1 protein-coding gene is annotated in these 1,008 nt (G+C 54.3%); it reads right to left on the bottom strand.

Translation table 11 applies throughout. The features are described 5' to 3' along the window. Positions 1–1,008 (bottom strand): transcription termination factor Rho (rho, locus tag AACG97_RS00320; protein ID WP_338463252.1); only part of this gene is annotated, 1,008 nt, incomplete at both ends.

Below are 1,008 nucleotides of genomic sequence, written 5' to 3'. Positions count from 1 at the left end.
ATCATTCGTCTTGGTCATCGCCAGCTTGTTAATGAGGAATTCCATTGCATCGATCTCACCCATCGGATGAATAATTTTGCGCAGGATCCACATTTTCTGCAGCTCTTCCTGAGTGGTGAGCAGTTCTTCTTTACGGGTACCGGAACGGTTGTAATCGATAGCCGGGAAGACGCGTTTTTCGGCAATCTTACGAGAGAGGTGCAGCTCCATGTTACCGGTGCCTTTAAACTCTTCGTAGATCACTTCGTCCATTTTGGAGCCGGTGTCAATCAGCGCCGTGGCGATGATGGTCAGGCTGCCGCCCTCTTCGACGTTACGTGCCGCACCGAAGAAACGCTTCGGACGGTGCAGGGCGTTGGCGTCCACACCACCTGTCAGGACTTTACCAGAAGCCGGTACCACGGTGTTGTAGGCTCGCGCCAGACGAGTAATGGAGTCGAGCAGGATGATAACGTCTTTCTTGTGTTCAACCAGACGTTTTGCTTTCTCGATAACCATCTCGGCAACCTGCACGTGGCGGGATGCCGGCTCGTCAAAGGTGGAAGCAACCACTTCACCTTTCACCAGACGCTGCATCTCGGTCACTTCTTCCGGACGTTCGTCGATCAGCAGCACCATCAGCACGCAGTCCGGGTGGTTGTAAGCGATGCTCTGCGCGATGTTCTGCAGCAGCATCGTTTTACCGGCTTTCGGCGGCGCGACAATCAAACCACGCTGGCCGCGGCCAATCGGGGAGGCCAGATCCAGTACGCGAGCGGTTAAGTCTTCGGTAGAACCGTTACCACGTTCCATACGCAGGCGAGAATTCGCGTGCAGCGGCGTTAAGTTCTCGAACAGGATCTTGTTACGCGCGTTTTCCGGCTTGTCGTAGTTAACTTCGTTAACTTTCAACAGTGCAAAGTAACGCTCACCCTCTTTCGGAGGACGAATCTTACCGGAAATGGTGTCACCAGTGCGAAGGTTGAAACGGCGGATTTGGCTGGGGGATACGTAGATGTCGTCAGGGCC

The sequence above is a fragment of the Pseudomonas sp. Nvir genome (genome assembly GCF_963778085.1).
Classification (GTDB): domain Bacteria; phylum Pseudomonadota; class Gammaproteobacteria; order Pseudomonadales; family Pseudomonadaceae; genus Aquipseudomonas; species Aquipseudomonas juntendi.
Note: the sequence above shows the minus strand (reverse complement) of the source record. Positions and strands in the feature narration are given on the sequence as shown.